The organism is Companilactobacillus kimchiensis, from assembly GCF_001438805.1.
Classification (GTDB): Bacteria; Bacillota; Bacilli; order Lactobacillales; family Lactobacillaceae; genus Companilactobacillus; species Companilactobacillus kimchiensis.
On record NZ_JQCF01000002.1, the window covers coordinates 83318 to 110041 of the forward strand.

The window sequence follows — 26724 nt, forward strand, 5'->3', positions numbered from 1 at the left end:
TTTATTGCTATACTATTTTTGTTAGTTAAAAAAAGGACGTATTATGAGTAGAAGCACAAAAGTCTTATTGACCATATCTTTGATTGCATTAGCGATAGTTTCAGTCTTAACCTATTTGAACATGTCATTTGCACCTTATTCGAGTGCCAAATCTCAAGCTAATGATATTGCTAAGGAAAAAGCGGGCATAGTTGAACCAGATTATTTTGGTAACTATACTCGTCAAAAGCAATATTATTCCGTGGGTGGTTTAACTAAGGGTGACAAATATCGCTACATTATTATTAATGCTAAAAGTGGTAAAACTGAAGTCATCAATAAAAACAATGCTCCCGTTCGTCAAACAGTTATTGCTGGGACAGCCCAACGATACAATGCCAAAAAAATCTTACACATCAATTTAGGTGTTTATAAAGACAAGCCAACTTGGGAAGTAGCTTTCCAAAAGAAAAATGGTAGCATTGGTTATAATCTGGTTGATTTTAGAACGGGTAAGAGTATTCAAATTATCAATAATATTTAAAAATTTATCTTAAAAAAAGTCGAGATCACCAAATTTCTCGGGCTTTTTTTATTCGCTGGAGTAATTAATATGAACGATGAATTATTTAATACTTTCGTCAATAGTGGCAGTACAAGTATCGATAATCTAATTTTGCAAAATTATCATAAACTGGGAATGACGGAAAAGGATTTAGTTATATATTTGGCATTATCAATGTATGCTCAAAAGGGTATAACTTTTCCGATGGCTAAGGATTTGGCCAATGATACAGGGATGGATGAATCTAGTATCTACACCATCATTCAAGGTCTGATCAAACTAGGAATCATTGAGTTAAAAACTATTATCGATCATCATCAACAACGGGATATATATTCCTTAACGCCAATTTATCATCGCATCAAAAATTTGTTAGATCAGGAAAGTCAATCTAATCAACAAAATAAGTTGATGTCTGATACCGAAGAGTTGTTTAAAAAAATTGAGGTTGAATTTGGTCGACCTCTATCTCCGATTGAACAAGAACAGATCCATCAATGGATTGAAGATGATCATTATAGTATCGAGTTAATCGATCTAGCTCTACGTGAATCAGTCTTAAACCAAGCTTATTCATTGAAATATATGGATCGTATTTTAATCAGTTGGGAAAAGAGTAATATAAAGTCAGCGGAGCAACTTCAAGACCGTCGAAAGAAGCTGGGATATTAATGTTAAAAGATGAACAAATTGTCTGGGCTATTCATCAGATGGAAACAGACATTGGACCAGTTGGTCCCTCATTAGATACACGAACTCCATTTCAATACTTGGTATCAGTGATTTTAAGTGCCCAAGCGACCGATGTTTCGGTCAATAAAGTAACACCAATACTGTTTTCCAAGTATCCGGAACCAAAGGACCTAATGAAAGCTAATATTAGCGATGTAGAACAAATAATCAAGAGCGTTGGACTATTCCATAATAAAGCTAAAAACATTATTAAAACGGCTCAGATCGTCCATGAAGAGCTAAATGATGTTGTACCAGAAACACGAAAGGGCATTATGGCTTTACCAGGAGCTGGTCGGAAAACGGCTAATGTTGTTTTGAGCGATGTCTTCGAGCAACCAACCTTTGCCGTTGATACACACGTATCAGCCATTTCCAAGCGACTACATTTTGTTGATCAAAAGGCTAATCCCTTACAAATAGAAAAGAAAATTGTTAGTGTCATGAAACCTGAAGAATTACATCAGGCCCATCACACGATGATTGAATATGGTCGCAAATATTCGATGAAATTAGAGGCTAGTAAAGAAACCAATCAATTAATTATCGAATGTGATAAGTTGAATCAAGAAAATGAATCAAAATAAAAAATCATCTCTGAAGTGAATAGTCGGAGATGATTTTTTGCTTTTCATAGTTATAATTTATTTATTAAAGATTATTATTAATTGTAATAATATAACTATTTATAAATGAAAGCGTGGTTTGAAATGTGTCATTAAAATTTGAAATAGAAAAAATGATTTCTAATTCCAATAACTCAAGAAAAATAATTGGTCAATTTGTTCTGAATAATCGCAAAAATATAGCAGCATTAACTGTTGATGAAATTGCTATGAAAACTTTCACCTCAAAAGCAACCGTAGTTCGCTTTGCACATGCCTTAGGTTTTGAGGGATGGCGAGAATTTATAAACAAATATAGTGATGAAATATTGTATGAGGATAATATTTCACAAAACATTGATGTAAACTATCCATTTAATCCATCAGATTCAACTTTGAATATAATCAATCAAATTCAAAGTTTACATATAGAGAGTGTTAAAGATACCGTTAGATTCCTTGATGTTAAGAATTTAGAAAAAATCGTAAGATTACTAAAAGAATCTAATAAAATAGTTATTTTTGCTTCGAATCCCAATAATTTTATCGCCAAAAATTTTCAGAGAAAAATGTTGAGTATTGGACGACATATAGAAATTGCAGAAGATGGAGAAATGGGGTTGATGGCCGGATCACTTTCTAAATCTGACTGTGCAATTGTCATTTCTTACTCAGGCAGTATTAAGAGTTCCTCGGTCAATCATATTAATTTATTTAGTATTTCTAAAACACCTATAGTGGCAATCACCAGCAATAGTGATAGTTATTTGAGTAAAAGAGCTAATTATATAATAAATATGACATCCCATGAACGGATATATACTAAAATAGAAAATTTTTCTACTGAAATATCAATTATTTATATTCTCAATCTTTTATTTTCTTTATACTTTCAAATTGATTATGAAAAGAATAAACAATATCGATTGAATAGCGGCAGGTTATTAGAAAAAGAAAGAATCAATGATAATTTGGAAAAATAAGGGAATACCAACGTCAAGGTAATTGATGTGGTGTTCCTTTTTGTTTCGCTTTGTTTCGTAAATATCTATATTCTATCGTTTGATTATGAAATGTTGATTCATAATCCACAGGTTTATTGTAAGCGGTTACTAGCTCGTGCTATCTTAACCTTGTTGATTCGATAACTAACGAGATGTTTAGGAGCAGACAATTATGACGAAAAAATATAATCAACTTGCAAAAAAAATAGTCAAGTATATCGGTGGAAAAGAAAATGTATCAGATGCATATCACTGCCAAACTAGATTACGTTTCCATCTAAAAGATAATTCCATTGTCCAGAAAGAGGAATTAAATGATTTAGACGGTGTTGTTCAGACACTTGAAAAGGCTGGCGTCTATCAAGTAGTGATTGGTACCAATGTTGCGGATGTTTTTGAAGAAGTGGAAAAATTCATTGATGTATCTGGAGATAACAAGAATGATAAAAAGCCACTTGAAAAGGTTAGCATGGGAAATAAGATAATTGATTTCGTATCTGGTACCTTTCAACCGATTATTCCTGCGTTGTCTGGAGCCGGAATGGTCAAGGCTTTATTAGCTTTAATGATTGTCTTCAAAATAACAACTGTTCAATCACAAACCTATATCGTTCTAAATATGTTTGCCGATACAGTCTTTGTCTTTTTGCCAATTCTTTTGGCTTCATCAGAAGCAAGAAAATTAAACTGTAACCCAGTTATGGCTATTGGTATTGCTGCAATGATGTTGAATCCAACGTGGACACAAATGGTCACTGCAGGAAAACCAGTACATCTATTTGATTTCATTCCCTTATCATTAACAAGCTATGCTTACTCAGTTATTCCAATTATTCTAATTATTTTCGTGCAATCATATGTAGAAAAATTTTTGCATAAGGTTATTCCTCAAGCCGTTGAATTAGTCTTTGTCCCAATGTTGGAATTTATTATTATGGGTATTCTGGCATTTTCAATTTTAGGACCAATTGGAAGTTTCTTAGGTAACTACTTAGCTATATTCTTTACTTTTCTGAGTACCAATGCTAGTTGGGCTCCGTCTGTTATTGTAGGTGCCTTTATGCCAATTATGGTTATGTTCGGTCTTCATAATGCTGTAGCTCCTCTTGGTATTATGCAAATGGCCTCCAAGGGATTCGATAGTATTTTCGGACCTGGATGTGTTTGTTCAAACATGGCCCAAGCTACAGCGGGTGCCATTGTTGCATGGAGAACCAAAGATCCTAAAACTAAAACTTTAGCAACCTCAGGTTCTATTACTGCCTATATGGGGATTACTGAACCGATTCTTTACGGAGTTAGTTTACCAAAAAAGTACCCCTTAGTTTCCACTATGATTGGTGGTGGATTGGGTGGTTTATACGCTGGTCTGACACATACTCATCGATTTGCCACCGGCTCATCTGGATTACCAGCCATTCTACTTTACATTGGTAATAATACTATGACATTTTTTATTAATATCATTATTGCCATTCTGATTTCAGTTGTTGTTACTGGATTATTAACATATTTTCTTAGTTTCAAATATGAAAAAAATGCAGATACTAAGTTGCCAATTGATAATGAGAAACTGATCATTAGCGCTCCTGTTGAGGGAGAAGTGTTTCCTCTAAGCATGGCTAGTGACGATGTATTTTCTTCAGGAGCCTTAGGCAAGGGCGTAGTCATCAAACCATCTGAAGGAAAAGTATTTTCCCCTGTATCTGGAAATATTTCAACCTTATTCCCAACAAAACATGCTATTGGAATTATCAGTGATAGCGGAGCCGAAATTCTCATTCATATTGGAATTGATACAGTGGATCTCAATGGAAAATATTTCGAAAGTTTCGTTACTCAAGGAGACCATGTTGATATTGGTACTGAATTGATTCGTTTTGATATAGCCAAAATTAAAGAATCAGGATATTCAACGGAGACTATGGTAATTATTACTAATTCTGATAAATACAAAACCATTAAAATAAATTCCAATCAACCAAATTCTGGTAATTCACTATTAGAACCGGCTCTATAATCAATCGGAGGAACATAATATGTATTATAAAAAATTAAAAGAATTTCCTGATAACTTCTTATGGGGATCTTCAACTTCAGCATATCAAGTTGAAGGGGCTTACGATACAGATGGAAAGGGGCTCTCTGTACAAGATTTACATTTGCCCGAGAATGGGAATACAGATTTTAAAATTGCTAGTGATATGTATCATCACTACAAAGAGGATATTCGTTTGATGAATGAGTTAGGAATGAAGGCTTACCGCTTTTCTATCTCATGGAGTCGAGTGATACCTAACGGTTCTGGAAAAATTAATGAAGCCGGTCTTAAGTTTTATGATGATTTAATCAACGAACTTGTCAAAAATAATATTGAACCCATTGTTACCTTGTTTCATTTTGATCTCCCACTTGCTCTTTATAAAAAAGGCGGTTGGAATGACCGACAAACAATTGCGGATTTTATTGATTATTCTAAATTACTATTTAATCGATTTGGTGATAGAGTCAAATACTGGCTAACTATCAATGAACAAAATGTTATGATCAATCATCCCAATGCTGTGTATCCAGCTGATGCTGAATTACCATCTAAAAAGAAATTATATCAACAAAATCATAATATGTTCGTTGCTTCAGCAAAAGTTATGGATCTTTGCCATTCAATGATTTTAGACGGTAAGATTGGACCAGCTCCTAATATTACTGCCATTTATCCAGCAACTTCGGCACCGGAAGATGTAATTGCTGCTGATAATTGGGAAAGCATTAGATGCTGGCTTTATCTAGATATGGCTGTTTATGGAAGATATAATGCTCTAGTTTGGAACTATTTACAGGAAAAAGGTTATGCTCCGACCATCTACCCTGGTGATATGGAAATAATTAGTAAATCAAAGCCTGATTTTTTAGGAATTAATTATTATGCCACTGCTACTGTCAAAGCTGCTAAAAACGATGGACATGATTGCCAGCCACGTAATGGCGATCAACAAGTAATGTTAGGTGAAGAGGGTGTTTATCGATCTGCACAAAATGATAATCTTAAGATGACCAAGTTCAATTGGATCATTGATCCTGTGGGGATGCGAACTACCTTAAGAAGAATATATTCCCGATATAATCTGCCAATAATTATTACTGAGAATGGTATTGGAGGTGAAGATAGTTTGAATGAAGACGGTAAAATCCATGATAAGTATAGAATTGATTATTTTAAACAACATTTTCTTCAGACTAGGTTAGCACTAACAGATGGCGTTGATATCATTGGATATTGTCCTTGGTCCTTTGAGGATCTTGTTTCTACACATCAAGGGTATAAAAAAAGATACGGTTTTGTATATGTAGATCGATCTGATTCTGATATTAAAGATATGCGTAGAATCAAAAAGGATAGTTTTGATTGGTATAAAAAAATCATCAAAGAAAATGGAAGTAACATTTAATCGTGTTTTTAAACAAAAAAAAAGACTATTTTAAAATTTAATTTTAAAATAGTCTTTTTGCTATTGAGCAGTACCTGATGAAGAACCATTGGTAGTTGCTCCACCATTAGTTGTGCCACCAGTACCCCCAGTTGAACCACCACCGGTTGTTCCAGTTGATCCAGAATTATTTCCAGTTGTGCCACCGGTACTCCCAGTGTTACCAGTCGTATTGCCGGTATTGGTATTACCGTTAGATGAAGAATTACCATTATTCTCATTACTACTTGTTGAACCACCATTATTGTTGATAGTCGTAGAGTTATTAGAATTAGTAGTTTCATTATTGTCAGTCGTTTGTTTATTATTTGAACCTGTACCAGATTCAGTATTATCAGTCGTTGTATCATTTTCCAAATCATTTGATTCAGAAGTGCTACTTGAATGATTATTGGTTGTAACTTGATTACTACTTGAACCAGATGCACTACTTGTCGTGTAATCTGATGTCTTATAAGGATTTGATGGCGCATGTCCTTTGACAAATAGTTCCTTGGTATATGTTGAAGAACTAGCACTTGGTGATGCCACAATCGGTGTTGTTGAGCCACCTTTTCGAATCATCATTTCTTCAACTGAGCTTGGTTTCTTCCACTTAGGATTACTGTTGGTTTGACTAGCAAGGTAACTCATTTCTGCTTTGTAGATCTTACCAGCAACACTTTGGTAGGTTGAAGAAATACCACTTTCATTCGGAGTATCATACCCGGTCCAAACACTGATCGAATAGTTCTTTGTATAACCGTTATACCATGAATCCTTAGCTGTTCCACTTAAAGCAGGGTTAACAGCAATGGCTTCATCAGCATAGTTAGTTGTACCAGTTTTACCGGCTTGATGTAGACCAGAGATATTAGCATATGTTGCATAAGTAGCTGGCACACCTTTAAGCACGTCGGTAATCATATAAGCTGTTGACTTTTTCATGACACGTTTACCAGATTTACTGTAATTGTGAGTTAAGCCATCAGCCGTTTCAATTTTAGAAACATAATATGGTTTGTAATATGTTCCACCGTTTGAGAAAGCCGCATAAGCAGAAGCCCCTTGAAGTGAAGAAACTTCTGATCCGATACCATCAGATAAAACTTTGACCTTATCAGAATTTACTCCCAAGCTAGTAGCAAATTTCTTTGCCTGAGGAAGTCCCACATTAGATAGAGTTCTAATTGCCGGAATATTTCTGGAATTTACTAAGGCATCACGCATACTCATTTGGCCTTCGTATTGTTCATCCCAATCCTTTAAAGCAATGTTTGTTCCTGCATAAGTGTAGGGCGTATCTTCGACTTGGTGATAGGTTGACCAATTGAGGTACTCAATGGCTGGGCCATAATCCAAAATAGGTTTCATGGTTGAACCATTACTACGAGTCGTCTGAACGGCACGATCCAATCCAAATTGAATATCACCGAGATTTCTACCACCAATCATAGCAACGACTTTACCATTGTTAGGATTAACGATTGTCGCACCAACTTGCATCTTCTGATCAGGAAATTGGACATAGCTAGAAGAATTAACGATATTATAAAGACGTTTCTGCGCAGCATAATCCATATTAACGGTAATCTTAAGATTATCTCGATACGGATCAAAACCTTTTTTCTTAACTTCAGTAATTGCTTCTTTAATATATGGATCAGAAATAATCCGTTTATTATTATTACTATTAGTTACTTTCTTATATGGCTGTAACCCTGAATCAATCGGTGTGTTGATTGCTTCGTTAGCCTGAGCCTTAGTGATTTTATTATTTTCATACATCGAGTTAATGACTAAATCACGACGTTGCTTCGATTCGGTTGGATGTGTGTAGGGATCATAGTTACTAGGTGCATTAGGTAATCCCGCCAGCACAGCCATTTCGGGAAGGGTCAACTGTTTTAAAGTCTTGCCGTAATAATACTTAGCACCAGTCTCCATCCCGTAAATACCATTGTTTAAATAGACTTTATTCATATAGAACTCAAGAATTTGTTGCTTAGAGAATTTTTGACTGACACGCATTGCCAACCAAGCTTCCTGCATCTTACGCTTAAAAGTTTGATCTTTAGTATCAGTCGAAAAGACTGTCAACTTAACCAGTTGCTGGGTTAGGGTACTACCACCTTGCAGAGTACCTCTAGTAACATTGTTGACTGCAGACTTAGCAATTCTGACAGGATCAATGCCAAGTGGTTCATTGTAAAAGTTTTTATCTTCGATTGAAACGACCGCATCCTCCATTTCTTGAGGAACTTTATCGATAGTAACGTAATTTCTTTTGTTGTCGCCTAATGAAGCAATTTGTTTGCCACTTGAATCAACAATAGTAGATGAACCACCACTTTGGAGATTTTCTTGACTAACGGTTGGGGCACTAAAAGCATAATATATAAAGACGAACAAAAACATTCCGACTAAAACAGCCATAATGGACAGAATCCATTTAAAAATATTTTTGAAAGTGAATATACTGGTATTCTTATTATTCATTATTTCTCCTTCCCACTTTCGATTAATTGTTGAATAGCATCAATATAAGGTAAAGTAGGATTGTAATTGGCTTTGATTTCGATGGATCCCTCGATTATATCCTTGAGCTGTATTGATTTGGCACCATCATGATTTTGAGCATTCCAGTGTTCAATCAGTAGGTCAGCCGGTGTAACAAAATAGCGTTTTAAGGTAACATATTTTATAATAGCAAAACAGATACCACCTTGCTTTTGACACATCTGGAGATGATCAATTTGATGTTGATGAAAGTTCTTTAATGGAAAAGTATTTTTATTCTTAGTTTCCTTAGCCTCAAAATCAACATATTGTCCATTATAAACGCCGTTGTAATCTGTGGTAGAGGCTTGCTTAAAGTAGGCTTCCTTGATAACAGCACGACTACGTTTAGGATAATCGACTTTAACAATCTGAATTGGCGTTGGTTTTTTGTAAATCACGGCAATATCGTGACTACGATAATACTTGTTACTTTCATTAATTTCCTCCTCCAGAGTCATTCCACGATCACCAAAAAGGAGTTTCTTTTTGGCGCTAGATGACTGAGGTGAAGGAGTCGATGGGTGATTAAAGATTTGCCCATCGGGGTAGTTTATTTTCAAAATATCAACTCCTACTGTGCAAATTATACCATGATGGCAAAGATATTAATTATGGGGGAGATTCTTTATGATCAAAAATTTATGGGTAACTGGATACCGCTCTTATGAGTTGGGTATTTTTAAAGATGATGACCCTAAAGTTAAAGTAATTCAAGGTTTTTTTGAACAAAGAATTATCAATTATGCTGAAGATGGCACTGAATGGATCTTAACAGGAGCCCAAATGGGCGTTGAACAAATTATCGGAAAAGCTGTACAAGAAGTTAAGAAAAAAGGCTATAATATTAAGCATGCAGTAATGTTGCCCTTTGATGAATTTGGTAATAAATGGAACGAAAACAATCAACGATTGTTAAATGTTTTTTTAAGAAATGCCGACTATGTCAACAAAACTTCCAATATGAGTTATCATAATGCTAGGCAACTGCAAGATTGGCAGAATTTTATGCTAAAACATACTGATGGCGCCTTGATTTTTTATGACCCTGATAACGGTGGTAAACCAAAGTATGATTATGAAGCAATGAAGTCCTATCAAGATCGAGGTAATGACTATCAATTAGAATTAATTGATTTTGATTCTATGCAAGATTTTGCTAATATGTTATATGATAGTTAAGATATAAGATAAATCGACAATAATTAACACTGGGGTGTTTAGTAATGAATAATATGAATGGAATGAATAATCAGCAAGTAAATGGTAATGGTAATGATTTTTCTTTGAATTATCAACCCAATGACATTTTGCAAAAAGAATTTAAAACTAAAATGCGTGGTTATGATCCTACTGAAGTTGATCAATTTTTGGATGGAATTATCAAGGACTACGAAACATTTTCCAATGAGATCAATGATTTGAAATCAGAGAATGAACGTTTGATGCAAGCCCGTAATGCTGGTGCAGGTAATACTGCCTCAAATTTTCAACAACCAAGACAACAAAATAATAGAATGAGACCTCAACAAAAGCCTACTACTAGTGCTACTGCTGAAGCTTCAACTAACTATGATGTTTTAAGACGTATCTCAAATCTTGAAAAGCGTGTCTTTGGTCATGATTTCGCCAATGGTGTTCCTGACAATAATGAGGCTAAACAATTTGCCTCAGCTGTTGTACCTAATAACATGAATAACCATGATGGTATTGAGAGCGGTCATACTGAAATCAGTAGTCCCCGCATGAATCAACAAAACCAACAACAAAGACCCATGAATAATGGGTTCAATAATCCTAATCAAAATCCTAACCAGAACCAAAATGGATTCCCACAAGGAAACCCTATGAACAATGGTTCGAATCAAAATCAAAATAATTTTAATAATAACAACAATTTCAATCAGTTTTAGTGTATACTAGTTGAGTTGGTAAATTACGAGTAATCGCGGTCTAGTTATCTAGGCTGAGGAAAGTCCACGCCCGCGCGAGCTGAGAGGCTTGCAGTGTTTGTGCTTGGCCCAATAAGCCAAGGTACCTTTTGGTAACGGCAGTGAAAGCACTAAGGCTTCGGCTATGTGTTACTAGCTTGAAAGTGCCACAGAGACGTAGTATTGTGAGAAATTGCAATGGTGGAACGAGGTAAACCCCGCAAGCGGGCAACCCAAACTTTGGTAGGGGCGCTTCACAACGAGAAATGAATCTACTGTGAAGGCTTAATTGTAGATAGATGATTACTAACTGTATTAGGTGGCCAATCTAATACATGAACAAAACGTGGCTTATAGGAATTTATCAAGGCAGAGGGACGACTTGTTCGTCCTTTTTTTATACAAAAAATTAAAACTCAAGAGGGGCAATATGAAATTAATTGCGACTATGTCAAGCGGCTTTGAATCTGTAACCGCAAAAGAACTACAAAATTTGGGATACGAGACAAAGACCGAAAATGGTAAAGTCTATTTTGACGGTGAATTTGAAGATATTGCGAAAGCTAATCTTTGGTTGAGAAGTGCTGATCGTGTCAAGATTTTAATTGATACTTTCAAAGCAACTACTTTTGAAGAATTATTTGATAAAGTTCATGAAATTCAATGGGACAAATGGTTACCATTGAACGCAGCTTTCCCAATTAAAGCTAGAACTGTCAAGTCACAATTGCATTCAGAACGTGATATTCAAGCCATCACCAAAAAAGCCATCGTTAATAAGATGGCTGATGTCTTCATGCGTCGTGGACGTTTACCTGAGACTGGCGCAACTTTTCAAATTGAAACTAGAATCCACAAAGATATCGTAGAAATAACCCTCGATACAACTGGTGAATCTCTTTACAAACGTGGTTACCGTATTGAACACGGTGCTGCTCCTTTGAAGGAAAACTTTGCGGCTGCAATGATCATGTTGACTGTTTGGCATCCCGAAGCTGATCCATTCATGGATCCAACAACTGGTTCTGGTACAATTGCAATCGAAGCTGCTCGGATGGCTAAAAATATTGCTCCTGGTATCAAACGTCATTTTGCTTTTGAAGGTTTTGATTGGTTCGATAACCAAATCATCGATAATCTTAAAGAAGAAGCCGATGCTGGTGTTAAGGATATCGATTTAGATATTCGTGCTAGTGATATTGATGGCTCAATGATTGACGTTGCCAAACTTAATGCCCATGATGCCGGTGTACTACACGATATTCAATTCAAACAAGTTGCTATTAAAGATTTGAAGATCGAAGGCGAGTACGGAACAATCATTTCCAACCCTCCTTATGGTCAACGTATGAGTGATATGGCTGGAGTTAGAAAATTATATAAAGAAATGGGAGAAGTCTTTTCAACTGCTCCCACATGGAATAAATATATTCTAACTAGTGATGTTGAATTCGAAAAAGCTTATGGCGAACTCGCAACTAAGAAACGTAAATTATATAATGGTTCATTAAGAACTGATCTTTATCAATACTGGGCTAAAAGAAAACACTAGAGACTGTCTCGACGGTGCAGATCCCAGAGGATGACTAAGATAATAAGTATGGTGATTATTAATGAAAAGACCCAGGACCACTGTTTATCAGCAACTGGCAATTTCATATTCATCCCATAAAAACCCGATACGATCGTGGGAATACTGAGAACAATTGTGTAAATTGTCAGTACTTTCATGGTCGTATTTGTTCGGTTGTTTAAAATATTGTTATAAGTATTAGAAATCCGATCAATAATATCGGAGCTTAAATCGGCCTGATTTTTGATTTGTTCAATTTCAATCAATGAATCATGCATGTGTTCACGTCCAACTTTAGTCAGATGCAATGGTTGAACGTTACCTGATGAGATCAATTCCAACTGTTTAATGACGGTAAAATTACCATTGATAGCAGTACCCATATAGGTGGTCAGGTCTTCTAAATCAGCTAAATCAAGAATCTGACTTTCTGAAGAGTGATGTTTTCTGATTGATTTTTGAATTTTATTTCGTTTTACATCAGTTTCACTAAGCTGATCACTATAGTCACTGGATATCTGATCAAAAGTATTAAAAATATATTCCCAAGTTTCATTTTGAGAAGATTCTTTCAAATGAATTTTAGCAGCTAGGATATAGTCTTTAATATAATGTGTAGCATCATTGGTAAAGAGAAATAATTGATCATTTTTGATAGCGAAGGATATTGGTAAAACCCGCTGTGAAATATCGGTAGTTTGATTATTTTCATTTTGAGCATTATAAACTATCAAATAAGTGTTGGTTATTTCATCGTATTCAAAACGGGCTCGTTCGTTTTCATCATCGGCATAATCGAGAATTTCATTGGTTAAGGCATATTTTTCAATTAGGGTGGTCCGGTCATCGTCATCCAAATCCTCAGTTGAATGGACATCAATCAACTTTACGCTCTTGTTTAATACTATTTCATTAATCATTTTTTATCTCCTCATTAGGGATAATCATACCAAAAATAAAAAATGGGTCGAGAATTATTTTTCTCGGCTCATTTTTATTTGTAAAAATTCAAGTTAGGGAGTGAATAATTTGCCTAATTCTTTTTCTGGAATACCTTTGAAATAGTCGTCTAGATTAAATTGATTTAAAACCTTTAATATTTCATCACGATCGAATTTAACATTCAATAGTTTTTGTTTAATATCATTAACATCTTTCATACCAAAGAAATCACCATAGATTTCAATATTGCCAACTTTACCGTTCTCAATATTATAACGAATATCAACAGTTCCCATATCGAAATGTTTTCTTTGTTTAGCAGTAAAAGCAGGGGATTTACCATAGACCCAATCCCAATTGTAATAATATTGTTCTTTGATCTTATCAATTTTTGCTTGTTCAGCTGCTGAAACGACATATTCATGATCTTTAATCTCATCCAAGCTATTTGCATGGAATAATTCTAAGAGTAATTTGTCACGAAAACCTTCAGTATCCAAATTTTGATATTCAGGAGCTAAATAAGGACGTAAATTAGTTACCCGACTACGAATCGACTTAATACCCTTTGAGGCGATCTTATCCTTTTGTACGTGTAATGCTTTAGTTAGAACATCAAGATCAACATCAAGTGAAAGAGTTCCATGAGAGAATGTTTTACCATTTCTAGAATACATGGCATTACCGGAGAATTTCTTCCCATCAACTAAAAGATCATTTCGACCGGATACTTCTGCGGTAGTGGCGCCCATTTTATGAAGTGCATCAATAATCGGTTGGGTAAATGATTTAAAATCACCAAAATTCTTATCGTCTGAATCAACCATAAAACTGAAGCAGAGATTACCAAGGTCTTGATAGACTGCACCACCACCAGAAATACGACGAGTTACAGTAATATTATTATCTTTAATATAATCGCTGTTTATTTCTTCAATAGTATTTTGATTTCGACCAACGATGATACATGGTTTTTCAATATAAAAGAGCACTAATGGTTCATCGAATTCAACATTATTCATCAAATATTGTTCTGTGGCTAGGTTATCACGAATATCGCGATCTTTCATTACAACGTAATACATAAGAAAACCTCCTCAAGTGAATTGAAAACGTTTTTATCGTAGCACAATTTAGAAAATTCAGAAACTATTTATGACCGTGCGTTCGCAAATTCAACATTTTTTGATGGACCAACGCATGTGCCGCCCGATTATCCTTGTCAGCAATGTGTTTAGCAAAATAACTTGGAAAACTCTGTAATTCCGTTAATATTTCGTCTAATATCGGTTGATAATGTTTAGAATAATTTTTATCCAAACTATCAATGACAATTTGGCTATCTGAATGAATGAGAATAATCTCATCATTCCAGTTATTTTCTATAATTTTTTGTAAAGCAATTTTTAATGCCAAGAACTCTAAGTAGTGATTGTCTTGATTATTTTGAGGAATGGCCTCTTTATAAATTTGATTATTAAGCTTTATTACATAGGAAACAACGGCTAGATTTAAATTAGTATTTAATCCAGCATCGGTGTACAATTTAATCATATTATTTTGAACCTTTCAGGAGAAATTATGTCAAAGAAACATTTTGTTCAACCAGCTGGCGCATGGGGAATTATCATGTGGTCGATTGCGTTAAGTCTTGCATGTTTGGGAATTATTTTACAACTGGAGATCATGTCGTTCAGTTTCATTCCTTTTTTAATTTGGATCATTGATGCAATCTATGTTTTTTATATTATCGCTAACTCTTGGGTTAGGATAACAGAAGGCCAAGTGATCATCAAAGAACCATATTATAAAACACGTGTTTTCAAAAACACGAATGTAAGTATTAAGGCGAATAATAAATGGACAATGGAATTCGATTTTAGTAATCGTGATTTCTTCCCATTTAAGGTTACTTCTACAAAGGGAATTTTAAATATAATTAAAAAAGAAGCAGGTGAAAGCAATGTCATTTCCAAGTGATATCGAAATTGCTCAAATAAACGAGCACGATAATATGAAAAATATTAACGAAATTGCTAACAAGATTGGTTTAACACCAGATGATATTGAACCATATGGTCATTATAAAGCTAAGTTCTCTGGTCGTAGTATTACTAAGACTATGGACGAAAATGACGATGGTAAATTAATTCTTGTTACTTCGATCAATCCAACTCCAGCAGGTGAGGGTAAGTCTACCGTTGCGATTGGTTTGGCAGATTCTTTACAATCTCTCGGTAAAAAGACTGTTTTAGCTTTACGTGAACCTTCACTAGGTCCTGTTATGGGAATGAAAGGCGGTGCTACTGGTGGTGGATTCGCCCAAGTTGTCCCAATGGAAGATATCAATCTTCATTTTACAGGGGATATGCATGCCCTAACTAGTGCTATTAATACTTTGGCTGCTTTGATCGATAATCATATTCACCAGGGTAATGCCTTAAACATTGATACCAGAAGAATTGTTTGGAAACGTGCTTTGGACATTAATGACCGTGCTTTAAGAAATATCGTTATTGGTTTAGGTGGACCATTTAATTCTGTTCCTCGTGAAGAACATTTTGAAATTACCGTTGCCAGTGAATTAATGGCGGTCCTTTGTTTGGCACAAGATATTGATGACTTGAAAGAACGTATTTCTAGTATCTTAATTGCTTATACATATGATAAAAAGCCTATTTTTGTTCGTGACTTACATGTTGAGGGTGCTATCACTGTTCTTTTAAAGGATGCCTTGAAGCCTAACTTAGTTCAAACGCTTGAAAATACTCCAGCCATTATCCACGGTGGTCCATTTGCTAATATTGCGCATGGATGTAACAGTATCTTAGCTACTAAATTAGCTATGAAACTTGGTGACTATGCTGTCACTGAAGCAGGCTTTGGTGCTGACCTTGGTGGTGAAAAATTCTTGGACATCGTGACTCCTAAGCTCAACCACGCACCCAATGCAATTGTAATTGTTGCAACCGTCAGGGCTTTGAAATATAACGGTGGTCAAATATTAGCTGATATTCAAAACGAAGACTTGAACGCTCTAAACCTTGGTTTTAAAAACTTAAAACGTCATATTCATAACATGCGCTATTATCATATTCCTGTTGTAGTTGCGATCAACAAATTCGCTACTGATACTAATAATGAAATTAAACTATTGACGAATCTCTGTGATGAAGTCGGTGTTGACGTTCAATTAGCTGAAATTCATCATAATGGTAGTAAAGGTGGTCAAGCTTTGGCTAAAGCTGTTATCAAAGCAACTGAAAAAGAAGCTAACTACACTCGTCTATACGAGGATGAAGAAACAACTGAGGCTAAGATTGCTACAATTGCTTCTGAAATTTATGGTGCTAACAATGTTGAATACAGCAAAAAGGCTCGTAATCAACTTAAACTTTTGAAAGACAATGCTTGGGACGATTTACCAGTTTGTATCGCTAAGACCCAATACTCATTGAGTGATGATTCTAAAAGACTTGGTTCACCACGTGACTTCACACTTCATGTAACTGATATTGTACCTAAGCTAGGAGCCGGTTTTGTCGTCGTGTTAACTGGTAATGTAATGACTATGCCAGGATTACCTAAGAAACCAGCCGCTTTAGGAATGGACGTTGATAATGAGGGAACTATTGGAGGACTATTCTAGTGCAGTTGATTTATTGGCTGCTCTTTGCAGTTCTAGTTGTTGGTGATCAGAGTCTTAAATATTATGTAACTAATAATATTGCTACAATGAGTGTCCATGACTTCATTCCCGGTATTTTGTCAATTACGCATATTACAAATACTGGTGCCGCTTGGAGTATGCTAGAGGGAAAGATGTTGTTCTTCTATCTAGTTACAATCATTGCTGTAGTTGTTTTAGTATATTTATTTGTTAAAGCTGATAAAAAAGATTATCTTTATCGATTTTCTTTGATATTCTTATTAGCGGGGACAGTTGGTAATGCTATCGATCGTTTTACCAGACATTTTGTTGTTGACATGTTTAATCTCGATTTCATCAACTTCCCAATCTTTAATCTGGCCGATACTTATATTACCATTGGCGTAGTATTAATTATCGGATCCTTGATTATTCAATTAGCAGGTGAGAAAAATAATAAATAATTCTTTTGATTTAGAATATAATGAAACAAAAAAAGGACGTTTAGATGCCTTTGTCAGTGAGCAGGTCGAGGAATTGACTAGATCTCAAGTTCAAAATTTTATTAAAGATGGTGCCATTTTGGTTAATGGTCAAGCAGTCAGTAAGAATGGCTATAAATTAACTACTGGTGATAAGATTCTTGTGAATGTTCCTGAAGAGAAACCTATCAAAGCAATTCCAGAGAATATTCCTATTGAAGTTGTTTATGAAGATGACGATGTTATTGTCGTTAATAAACCACAAGGGATGGTAGTGCATCCGGCTGCCGGTCATCCAGATAAAACTTTGGTCAATGCCATTCTTTATCACTGTCAGATTAACGATGACGATGTTATTCGACCAGGTATCGTTCACCGAATCGACAAGGATACCTCTGGACTTTTGATGATAGCTAAAAATAATTTAGCTAAACAATCATTGATGAAGCAGCTAAAGGAAAAAAGTAATCTCCGTGAATATTTAGCAATCGTTCATGGAAACTTCAAAGAAAAATCTGGTAAAATCACAGCTCCATTGGCTCGATCAAAAAATGACCGAAAGAAACAAGCTGTCGTTGAAGGTGGTCGCCATGCTGTGACTCATTTTACAGTTTTAGAACAATTTGAAAATTACTCGCTCCTTAAGTTGAAGCTAGAAACAGGTCGGACACATCAAATTAGAGTTCATATGCAATACATCGGACATCCAGTTGCTGGAGATCCCCTATATGGACCTAAACACACATTACCCGGTAAGGGACAATTCTTGCATGCAGAAACCTTAGGTTTTGAACATCCTCGAACTCATAAGTGGATGGAGTTCTCAGTTGAACCACCTAAGAATTTTCAGGATACTTTGACACATTTACGTCATTGACACGTCTAAAGTCGTGCTATAATCTAAAAATAGAATTGTGTGCGATTATAAAAAAAGTTAAGCACTCACTTTGTGAGTGCTTTTTTGAAAGTAGGGAATATTATGGCTAAAGAAATTATTGATGGTCAAACAATGACTCGAGCTTTGACTCGTATCACTTACGAAATTATTGAAAGAAACAAGGGAATTGAGGATCTTGTTTTGGTAGGTATTAAAACACGTGGAGTTTTTGTGGCACATCGGATCGAATCTCGCTTAAAACAATTAGAAAATATCAGTATCCCCGTTGCTGAATTGGATATTACACCTTATCGTGATGATCAAACACATGATGAAACAGATATTTCTAAAATAAAAGCGGAACCATTAGATATTGATATAAATGATAAACATGTTATTTTGACAGACGATGTTTTATATACTGGTAGAACCATTCGCGCTGCCATGGATGCTTTGATGAGTGCTGGACGTCCTAAGAAAATTTCTTTAGCTGTATTGGTCGATCGTGGACATCGTGAGTTACCAATCAGAGCCGACTTCGTTGGTAAAAATATCCCAACTTCTCAAAAAGAAAAGATCAAAGTATCAATGAAAGAAATCGATGGGGAAGACAAAATCGAAATCGAATAATTAATATTTTGAGGAGTTGCTGTAGATGAAACGTTATTTAATTTTAGAAGATGGAACTGTCTTTCCTGGTGAAGGTTTTGGGTCTTCTATCATTACTACTGGACAGTTGGTAATATCAAATAACCGTACAGGAATTGAACAGTCTGTTACAGACCCAGATACTGAAGGACAGATTCTCGCTTTTACGATACCTGCTGTTGGTAACTCGGGCATCAATCGTGATTTTTATGAATCAATCAACTCGCAATGTAAAGGGGTTGTGATTGGATCATCCAGCTTATCAACTGTAGATAGATCAGTTTCTTTTGAGGATTGGATCACTGGTTTAAAGATTCCTGGCATTAAAAATGTTGACGTTAGAGCTTTGTCCAAGCATATCGCTGAACATGGTGAGATGAAGGCTAGTATTATGGATACTCACGACGAACATGCTATTGATCAGATCAAAGCTTTAGTTTTGCCACCTGATTTGGTTAAGCGAGTATCAACGCGACAATCATATCCAAATCCCAATATGGGACTAAAAATCGTTATCGTTGATTTAGGATTAAAATACTCAATTTTGCGCCAATTATCTTACCGTGATTGTAATTCAATCATCGTTAATTACAATTCAACAGCTGAAGAGATCGAAAGTCTCCATCCGGATGGAATCATTTATTCAAATGGACCTGGTGACCCTAAGGATTTGCCTAGAACTCTCGAAACTATTAAAATTTTACAAAAAAAATACCCATTGTTGGGTATAGGTTTGGGAAATCTTTTGATTGCTTTAGCCAATGATTGTCAAATTGAAAAACTTAAGGAACCACATCACGAATCATCACTAGCTGTTAAGGAAGTTGCCAGTGGCAAGATAGATTTTGTCAACCATAACCATTCATATACACTTGATCAAAAATATATCGGTGCTTCTGATTTTATTGTGACTAATGTCTGTGTGGCCGATGGAACTATTGAAGGAATCCGCCATGAGTATTTGCCAATCATGTGTGTTCTTTTTGAGCCCGAAGCTGCCCCTGGACCAACTGACGGTTATTATGTTTTTGATGAATTTATCGACTTAGTTGAATCAGCTAAAAAGCAAGAGGGGGCTAGAAGTCAATGGAATTAGATGATGTTCACTCTATTTTAATTATCGGCCCAATCAGTAGTGATAAAAACGTTGACCTATCGACAGCGCTCTATGATACGGTCGACATTTTGCATCAATTAGGATATAAAATTTCTATTATTGTTGAAGATCCAACCTCACTTTTATCTTCAGGGACATTTTATGACAAAATCGTTGTTGAAAAAGTTACTGGTGACAATGTTTTGAAATTTATTCAACAGAACCATCCCGATGCTATTCTTCCCACTGTTGGGGACCGAAACGCTTTAGGAATTGTTTCTAGTCTGAATGGTAAGATTGGCGGTGTCAGGGTCTTAGGAGCTAATTTTGCGGCTTCTCTGGCAACATTTAAACGTGAGCTATTCATCAAACGTTTAACCAAGGCTAATTTACCAGTTATTAAGTTCATTTCATCCGATGATGAAAAGGAAATTTATAACTTTATTCGAGCTATTGGCTTCCCAATTATTGCACGTCGTCGCTATTCAAATCGTCATTCTAGCGGTTGGACCAATATTAATAATCTATTCGAATTAGATAATTTTATGGCACTGGAAGATATTTCCGATACCAAGATTGAAATCGAACGTAGTATTCGTGGATTTAGTGAATATTCTTTCACTATCGTCCGTGACCGCTATGATAATTCATCTTTGATTGGAACTATTGAAGATATCGAACCCATTGGAGTCCATCATTTGGATTCTAATTTAATTTCACCGGCCATCTCCTTGAATGATTCCAAACTACAAAAATTAAGAAATTATTCAATTAAATTAGTTCGTTCATTTAATATTGTTGGTATTTGTACAGTTCATTTTGCATATAACCATGAAACTAAAGAATCATATATTACAGAATTTATTCCTCGATTGAGTGAAGAAACTAAATTCTTGGAGTACGCAACAAGTTATCCTATTGCGACAGTGGTCGCCGAATTATGTTTGGGTTATCACCTGGATAAATTACAATTAGACGCGGGGAATTCCTTTAATGGTGCCACAGAGCCCTTTGTTGATCATTTAACTTCCCGTTTTCCTCAATGGAAGACTCCTGGACAAAAGTATTTGGGACCTAGTAAAACTTCGGATTCTAGTATTATGGTCAACGGATTTAGTTTAGAAGAGGTTCTTAATAAGGGTGTTTTAAACGACAAATTAAATAATAACTTTGAACGTTACAATGAACTTCGCAAATTAGATGATGATGAACTCTTTGAAAAAATCATTCATCCCACTAACTGGATGTTAGATGTTTTGCTAGAAGCAATGCGGCGGAATTTTGAAAAACCAGTTCTTTCAGAGATCACTGGCATCAATTTACCTTACTTGGCCGCTTTACAAAATATCATTGACAATAGTCTGATCATTCGTGAAGGCGAAATTGATGGTAAAAATGTCGAACGAATGGTGGAAATGGGTGTGAAAGGGGTTGGTCACAGTAAGTTATTGCTGGACAGCCCCGACATTGTTACTAAAACAGTCGTTAAGAATAAACGCGCCGTTTCAGTAGCTAATAATGAATATATTAACCATAACTACTTTGTTACCAGTGGTATTAGTAATGAATTAGAGTTAAGTGATCGAAAGAAAATCATTGTTCGTACACCGATAATTACTTCAAAGACTGATATCATGATCAGACAATTTGTTTTGTTCCAACTGGCTAAATCAATTGATCAGAATGGTTTGGAACCAATCATTATTGGACGCGAACCATGGAATGCACCATTATCCATGCGGCGGAAGGTAGTTGAAATTGATGATCCACATATGGAAATCAAAAGTTTGGGACTTATTAAGAATGAAAGTATTCTAAACATTATTGATCTCTCTAAGAATTTGGTTGATGACGAGGATAAACGGGTTTTCCGATTCAGTGCTCAAGAAATCAAAAATATTGGTTTAGAAGGCGATACCTCAGTTAGAGTAATGGTCGTCAGCGATGGTAAAAACTACTTGGCTCCATCGGTTATCTATCAAGCTAAACGGGATAAGCATCTTTATGAGATCAGTTCAGTTAATAACTTTATGAGCGCTGAAGATCGAGCAGAGATTGCATCCTTGATTACTCAGGAATTAGAGGATGATCATCATGTTGATATTTATAACTTTGAAATGGTTAAAAATCATGATCATTGGCTAGTTACTAAAAAGTATCGGGGTATGACAACGGACATCATTCGCCATGAATTGGCCAGTTCGGTGCATGTGATCGATACCTTGGTCAAATTGCTTCTAGGTAATAAGATTGATGATGATCTTTCATTAGAGAAGATTTTTGATAACTTTGATGAGAGTTATCTGTTAACGATTGATGATAAACGTTATAAGTTACTCAACAAAGAAGAGATTCAAACCAAATTAGATGAATTACGAAAAAGTGAAAAATAACAAAAAAGGTCATTAATTTAAGAATAGTAAAATCCCGTATTAACTGATATTCACTACTTCAGTTAATACGGGATTTTTGATTTAAAAATATATTTTTTCATTAACAGAATTCAGTAATCAAAGCACTACTTAATCTGGAATAAAAATCTCTACTATTTATTTTCCTTCAAACCAGCAACTAGCTGACGATCTGGGTCAACTAGAATTGTTTTTTGACCTTCAAAAATTACAAAACCAGGTTTAGCTCCATTAGGTTTCCGAATATTCTTGATTTGTACGTAATCAACTGGAACTTTGCTAGAATCACGTGCCTTAGAGTAATAGGCAGCAATAGTTGCGGCTTCAGTAATTGATTGTTCGTCGGGTTCACTAGTTTTTAAAATAACATGTGATCCAGGAATATCTTTCACATGGAACCAATAATGGTTCTTTTGTGATAATTTCATAGTCAATTGATCATTCTCAAGGTTGTTCTTACCAACAATGATTTCAACTCCGGTTGATGATTGGAAATTTTCGCCAAGCTTTTTCTTACGCTTCTTAGGAGCATTCTTACGCTTTTTCTTGATATAACCAGAATCAATTAATTCTTCGACGATTCCATCAACATCTTCAATATCTACATATTCCAGAGATGCTAAAACTGACTCAAGGTAATTGACCTCATTAGTCGTGATTTCCAGTTGTTCCTTAATATGTGGAATTGAATTCTGTAATTTACGATATTTTTTGTAGTAACTTTGAGCATTAAGCGAAGGTGAGTACTCAGGGTTTAACTTAATCGTGACATCTTCATTATTATAGTAGTTGGTTAATGTAATTGAACTTGAACCACGTTCGATTTTAGACATATAAGTCGTTAGAAGTTCTCCATAAAGGTTATATTTAGCCATCACATCAGTTTGATTCAACTGCTTATTCAGTTTTTTGACCTTAGACTTATCTTTCTTCAAAATAATATCTAAACGATGGGTAATACTCTTAGTTTGTTGTTCGATACGATCCAAACGAGCCTTATCAACATAATAATTATCCAAAAGCTCACTAAGATTGGTATAAGTATTTGCTTTCGTAGTTGTGTTGACAAAAGCAACTGGGAAAAAGCCTAATTTGTGCTTGTCATTCGAAGTGGCTGTATTAGGATGAAGTCCATTTTGATACGCATCCATGAAATCATCCAACGTTTTACCGCTAGCAATATATTGTTCTAACTCCGCTGAAGTATCTAATCCAATTCCTTCGTATTTCTGACGAATATCTCCAGCTGATAAACCCTTAAGGTTTTCATTATTCGTTGAAAATGGATTGATTTTATTTTGAGCAGGCGGTAACTTGTAGTCATCTCCTGGTAGTAGTCCACGGAAACTATTATTTTCTGGTGAAACTCGTTTAATTAGGTCAACAATTTTACCTGTTTCCTTATTGATTAAGAAGATATTACTGTGACGAGCCATGATCTCGATGGTTAGAATATAATCATGAATATCACCCAATTCATTCTTAGCCGAAAGATCGATTGAAACTACTCGATCATTATTTAATTGTTTGAAATCCTGCACGATAGCACTAGTAATGTACTTTCTTAAAGACATAACAAAGGTAGAAGGTTTTGCAGGGTTAGCAAAGGGTTGATCTGTTATTTGAACTCGAGCATAGGATGGGTGAGCCGATAACAATAACTGACGATTCTTACGATTGCTTCTAATTGTAAGAATCAATTCGTTAGCAAATGGTTGTTGAATTTTACTGATTCGACCACCGCTGAGGTTCTGATTTAATTCGTTTACCATAGCGTGGGTAAACATTCCGTCAAAAGACATAATTGGTTTCCTTTCTAAAATGACACGATAATTTCTGAAACTTTTATTCTGTAACAATTTTAAAATTGGTTGAATATGATATAATTAATGGTTATACCATCATTATACGTAACCAAACAAGGAATTGATAAACTTATGAAAATAGCCATTGTAACAGATAGTACATCTTATTTGCCACAAGAAATAGTTGATAAATATAATATAACAGTTGTGCCAATAGAAGTAGTGTTTAATAACAAAACATATCGTGAAGATATTGATCTTACTACATCTGAATTCTATGAATTATTACAAAAAGCACCAGAATTACCTTCAACGGCCCAACCTTCAGTTGGTGAGATGATAAATCTATACGATAAATTGGCTAAAGAAGGCTATGATACCGTAATATCGATTCATTTGGCAAGCACAATCTCTGGGTTTGTTAATAATTTAAAGAGTGCTGCCCGGATGATCGATAACATTAATGTTGTTGTCTACGACTCACATATCACTGTTCGTTTGATGGGTTACTTAGCTCAAGAAGCCGCCAAAATGGCCCAAGCAGGTAAAACTGAAACTGAAATAATTGATCGATTAGATGTCTTAAGAAATTCTATTGGCGAATCATTTGTTGTAGATGATTTGAAGAATCTAGTTAAGGGTGGAAGATTATCCAATACTTCTGCTGTAATTGGTACTGTCTTAAATATTAAACCTTTACTAGAATTTGACAATGATAGTCATAAAATTGTGGCCTATGATAAAGTTCGCTCAATGAAAAAAGCTAAATTAAAAGCTGAAGAAAAGCTTTCCATTGCAATGGAAAATGCGACTCATCCTTTAAGATTGTTAGTGCTTGATGCTGACGATCCTGAAGCCGGTGATCGTTGGGCTGACGAATTACACGAAAGATATCCAGATGCGACTTTAGATCGCTCATATTTTGGACCAGTAATTGGGGTTCATTTGGGGAAGGGTGCTTTGGCAATTGCCTGGATCCGAGACTTTGATAAATCCTAATAAAAGCCGAAAGGCTTTTTTATTTTTCCGAAATAATATAAAATATTTATTATAATTAATGCTTTATTAATGATATCAATGAGTTAAAATGAATATAACCATTATTTCCATATGAAAAGGGGAGTATCATGTTTTCTAAAACTAAGAGAGCAGCTATTTTAGTAGCTGCAAGTGCACTTCTGGCAACAAGTTTAGGAGGGAACATTGCGTATGCTGATGTAACTGCTAATACCAATGATTCTACAGCTACTTCAACAACTGATACAAGCGCTAACAAAAATGATACTAATGTAGCTACCGCTACTAATAATAGTAGTGATACCAATAATCAAGTTGTTACTTCAACAACTGACAAAACTGTTAACAATAGCACTAATACTACTAACAATAATACTGCTACCACTCAGTCCACGTATAACAGTATCGACGTTAGTGCAGTTAAGACAGCCATGCTAACAGAATTGAATCGTCTCCGTGCTCAAAATGGTTTAACAGCACTTTCATCAGTAGGTGCGCTTAATAATTATGCCCAATCAAGAACCGACAGCTTTACTAATACCGGCGTTGATAACCATGCCGGTTGGAATTCAGCCAATATGTATCCTTATTATTTGGATGCTGAAGAAAATATTGCTCAAATGCCTTATTCAATGTTAGGAACAACTGATCCAACTACTATTGCCCAAAAGATCACTCATGAATTTTATAGTGAAATGTATGATCCAGAACCCAACTACGGTCACAGAAAGAACATGTTGAATCCATATATTGACTATGTCGGTATTGGTGTCAGCATTTCTTCTAATGGGATGGTTTATTTCTCACAAGAAATGGGTAATGATCAAGCATCACACAGTAAGTATAATTCCAGTGATATTTATGCTTATTATCTAACTAACGAAAACGACTATGCTAATGTATCAAAATATGATATAGCCGATACTAACCGGACTAATGATGATTATACTTCTAGAGATAATTACGCCGTTGCTGATATTAGAGGTGGTGTAACTACCAAGGATCAACAGACTCCCGTCTATGATAGAAATGGTAACAAACGTACCGATATGTCTTTAGCACCAAATTCATCTTGGATTGCTGATGTCATTGCCATTATTGATGGCGGTTTCTATTATCATGTAAGTAATGATACTTTTGTTTCAGCTAATGATGCTTTACCATGGGCAACTTTCCTAGCTGGTACAACTGTAAGAGCTACAACTAATGCCAAGATTTATGATAACAATGGTAATTATACTGGACATACGGTCACTGCCAATTCTAATTGGGTCGTTGACCGACGTGCTACTAATCCGACAACTTGGATTAAAATGTATCGTATCGGTACTAATGCTTGGATCCAACAAAATGAATTATCTCAAAATTAATGAAATAAAATA

23 protein-coding genes, 1 other RNA gene and 1 pseudogene are annotated in these 26724 nt (G+C 35.2%); 19 read left to right on the forward strand and 6 right to left on the reverse strand.

Annotation, left to right across the window (positions count from 1 at the left end):
- Positions 1–43 precede the first annotated feature (43 nt).
- The 6 genes from IV57_RS01970 to IV57_RS01995 all read left to right on the forward strand — a co-directional run bounded on the left by IV57_RS01970 (position 44) and on the right by IV57_RS01995 (position 6334).
- Positions 44–523 carry a cell wall elongation regulator TseB-like domain-containing protein gene (locus IV57_RS01970; RefSeq protein WP_057879813.1) on the forward strand — a complete coding sequence of 160 codons (480 nt, stop codon included), beginning with the start codon at positions 44–46 and terminating at the stop codon, positions 521–523.
- 69 nt (positions 524–592) lie between these two features.
- Positions 593–1216: a DnaD domain protein gene (locus IV57_RS01975; RefSeq protein WP_057879814.1), complete on the forward strand. Its 624-nt coding sequence runs from the start codon at positions 593–595 to the stop codon at positions 1214–1216.
- A complete protein-coding gene (locus IV57_RS01980) occupies positions 1216–1863 on the forward strand; it encodes an endonuclease III domain-containing protein (protein ID WP_057879815.1) in 648 nt (215 codons plus the stop codon). The genes IV57_RS01975 and IV57_RS01980 overlap by 1 nt, the downstream gene beginning before the upstream one ends.
- Before the next feature lie 125 nt (positions 1864–1988).
- Positions 1989–2864: a MurR/RpiR family transcriptional regulator gene (locus tag IV57_RS01985; protein WP_057879816.1), complete on the forward strand. Its 876-nt coding sequence runs from the start codon at positions 1989–1991 to the stop codon at positions 2862–2864.
- A 193-nt stretch (positions 2865–3057) separates the two neighbouring features.
- Positions 3058–4905, forward strand: coding sequence for a beta-glucoside-specific PTS transporter subunit IIABC (locus tag IV57_RS01990; protein WP_083488860.1), 1848 nt, complete (start codon positions 3058–3060; stop codon positions 4903–4905).
- A 19-nt stretch (positions 4906–4924) separates the two neighbouring features.
- Complete coding sequence (locus tag IV57_RS01995) at positions 4925–6334, forward strand: glycoside hydrolase family 1 protein (RefSeq protein WP_057879817.1); 1410 nt, start codon at positions 4925–4927, stop codon at positions 6332–6334.
- Between the two features lie 60 nt (positions 6335–6394).
- Here IV57_RS01995 and IV57_RS02000 read toward each other — a convergent pair whose 3' ends face one another.
- Together IV57_RS02000 and recU are read right to left on the reverse strand one after the other, a co-directional pair.
- Positions 6395–8851 carry a PBP1A family penicillin-binding protein gene (locus IV57_RS02000; protein ID WP_057879818.1) on the reverse strand — a complete coding sequence of 819 codons (2457 nt, stop codon included), beginning with the start codon at positions 8849–8851 and terminating at the stop codon, positions 6395–6397.
- Positions 8851–9474: a Holliday junction resolvase RecU gene (gene recU, locus IV57_RS02005; RefSeq protein ID WP_083488861.1), complete on the reverse strand. Its 624-nt coding sequence runs from the start codon at positions 9472–9474 to the stop codon at positions 8851–8853. The genes IV57_RS02000 and recU overlap by 1 nt, the downstream gene beginning before the upstream one ends.
- A gap of 67 nt (positions 9475–9541) precedes the next feature.
- Between recU and IV57_RS02010 the strand changes: the two genes are divergently transcribed.
- The 4 genes and pseudogenes from IV57_RS02010 (at position 9542) to IV57_RS02020 (ending at position 12394) form a co-directional block, all read left to right on the forward strand.
- The gene (locus IV57_RS02010; protein WP_057879820.1) at positions 9542–10093 is read left to right on the forward strand and encodes an SLOG family protein; all 552 of its coding nucleotides are present in this window, start codon (positions 9542–9544) and stop codon (positions 10091–10093) included.
- Between the two features lie 62 nt (positions 10094–10155).
- Positions 10156–10566 (forward strand): annotated as a pseudogene (gpsB, locus tag IV57_RS13490) (cell division regulator GpsB); the annotation flags it as partial.
- 279 nt (positions 10567–10845) lie between these two features.
- An RNA gene (gene rnpB / locus IV57_RS12935) (RNase P RNA component class B) lies at positions 10846–11201 on the forward strand.
- A gap of 71 nt (positions 11202–11272) precedes the next feature.
- Positions 11273–12394 carry a THUMP domain-containing class I SAM-dependent RNA methyltransferase gene (locus IV57_RS02020; RefSeq protein WP_057879821.1) on the forward strand — a complete coding sequence of 374 codons (1122 nt, stop codon included), beginning with the start codon at positions 11273–11275 and terminating at the stop codon, positions 12392–12394.
- Here the strand turns inward: IV57_RS02020 and IV57_RS02025 are convergent.
- From IV57_RS02025 to IV57_RS02035, 3 genes are all read right to left on the reverse strand, one after another.
- Positions 12391–13335, reverse strand: a complete 945-nt coding sequence (locus IV57_RS02025) for a magnesium transporter CorA family protein (RefSeq protein ID WP_057879822.1) — start codon at positions 13333–13335, stop codon at positions 12391–12393. The genes IV57_RS02020 and IV57_RS02025 overlap by 4 nt on opposite strands.
- A 93-nt stretch (positions 13336–13428) precedes the next feature.
- The gene (locus tag IV57_RS02030; protein ID WP_057879823.1) at positions 13429–14442 is read right to left on the reverse strand and encodes a lipoate--protein ligase; all 1014 of its coding nucleotides are present in this window, start codon (positions 14440–14442) and stop codon (positions 13429–13431) included.
- 64 nt (positions 14443–14506) lie between these two features.
- Positions 14507–14911: a reverse transcriptase-like protein gene (locus tag IV57_RS02035; RefSeq protein WP_057879824.1), complete on the reverse strand. Its 405-nt coding sequence runs from the start codon at positions 14909–14911 to the stop codon at positions 14507–14509.
- A 27-nt stretch (positions 14912–14938) separates the two neighbouring features.
- Here IV57_RS02035 and IV57_RS02040 point away from each other — a divergent pair, with 27 nt between their 5' ends.
- From IV57_RS02040 to IV57_RS02070, 7 genes are all read left to right on the forward strand, one after another.
- Complete coding sequence (locus IV57_RS02040; protein ID WP_057879825.1) at positions 14939–15337, forward strand: EbsA family protein; 399 nt, start codon at positions 14939–14941, stop codon at positions 15335–15337.
- Entirely contained in the window at positions 15321–17006 is a 1686-nt protein-coding gene (locus IV57_RS02045; protein ID WP_057879826.1) for a formate--tetrahydrofolate ligase, read from the forward strand. The genes IV57_RS02040 and IV57_RS02045 overlap by 17 nt, the downstream gene beginning before the upstream one ends.
- Positions 17006–17470, forward strand: a complete 465-nt coding sequence (gene lspA, locus IV57_RS02050; RefSeq protein ID WP_083488862.1) for a signal peptidase II — start codon at positions 17006–17008, stop codon at positions 17468–17470. The genes IV57_RS02045 and lspA overlap by 1 nt, the downstream gene beginning before the upstream one ends.
- The gene (locus tag IV57_RS02055) at positions 17463–18365 is read left to right on the forward strand and encodes an RluA family pseudouridine synthase (protein ID WP_057879889.1); all 903 of its coding nucleotides are present in this window, start codon (positions 17463–17465) and stop codon (positions 18363–18365) included. The genes lspA and IV57_RS02055 overlap by 8 nt, the downstream gene beginning before the upstream one ends.
- A gap of 102 nt (positions 18366–18467) precedes the next feature.
- Positions 18468–18995, forward strand: a complete 528-nt coding sequence (gene pyrR / locus IV57_RS02060) for a bifunctional pyr operon transcriptional regulator/uracil phosphoribosyltransferase PyrR (RefSeq protein WP_057879827.1) — start codon at positions 18468–18470, stop codon at positions 18993–18995.
- A gap of 25 nt (positions 18996–19020) precedes the next feature.
- Positions 19021–20109 carry a carbamoyl phosphate synthase small subunit gene (locus IV57_RS02065; protein WP_057879828.1) on the forward strand — a complete coding sequence of 363 codons (1089 nt, stop codon included), beginning with the start codon at positions 19021–19023 and terminating at the stop codon, positions 20107–20109.
- A complete protein-coding gene (locus tag IV57_RS02070; RefSeq protein ID WP_057879829.1) occupies positions 20100–22502 on the forward strand; it encodes an ATP-binding protein in 2403 nt (800 codons plus the stop codon). The genes IV57_RS02065 and IV57_RS02070 overlap by 10 nt, the downstream gene beginning before the upstream one ends.
- A gap of 152 nt (positions 22503–22654) precedes the next feature.
- Here IV57_RS02070 and IV57_RS02075 read toward each other — a convergent pair whose 3' ends face one another.
- Complete coding sequence (locus IV57_RS02075) at positions 22655–24322, reverse strand: Rqc2 family fibronectin-binding protein (protein ID WP_057879830.1); 1668 nt, start codon at positions 24320–24322, stop codon at positions 22655–22657.
- Positions 24323–24457: 135 nt separating this feature from the next.
- On the opposite strand from IV57_RS02075, the gene IV57_RS02080 reads away from it, so the two are divergent.
- The gene (locus tag IV57_RS02080; protein ID WP_057879890.1) at positions 24458–25324 is read left to right on the forward strand and encodes a DegV family protein; all 867 of its coding nucleotides are present in this window, start codon (positions 24458–24460) and stop codon (positions 25322–25324) included.
- Between the two features lie 128 nt (positions 25325–25452).
- A complete protein-coding gene (locus IV57_RS02085; RefSeq protein ID WP_057879831.1) occupies positions 25453–26712 on the forward strand; it encodes a CAP domain-containing protein in 1260 nt (419 codons plus the stop codon).
- The last annotated feature ends 12 nt before the right edge of the window (positions 26713–26724 follow it).